Origin of the sequence: Domibacillus indicus (assembly GCF_023715895.1) — a bacterium.
Classification (GTDB): Bacteria; Bacillota; Bacilli; order Bacillales; family Domibacillaceae; genus Domibacillus; species Domibacillus indicus_A.
On record NZ_JAMBOO010000156.1, the window covers coordinates 1 to 241 of the forward strand.

The following is a 241-nucleotide window of genomic DNA, read 5'->3' on the forward strand; positions in this document are numbered from 1 at the left end:
TCCCCTTCGGGGGCAGCGGTGACAGGTGGTGCATGGTTGTCGTCAGCTCGTGTCGTGAGATGTTGGGTTAAGTCCCGCAACGAGCGCAACCCTTGATCTTAGTTGCCAGCATTTAGTTGGGCACTCTAAGGTGACTGCCGGTGACAAACCGGAGGAAGGTGGGGATGACGTCAAATCATCATGCCCCTTATGACCTGGGCTACACACGTGCTACAATGGATGGTACAAAGGGCTGCAAGAC

General features: G+C 55.2%; 1 rRNA gene. It reads left to right on the forward strand.

Annotated elements, in window-relative coordinates:
* A 16S ribosomal RNA gene (locus tag M3221_RS26065) occupies window positions 1-241 on the forward strand; the annotation flags it as partial.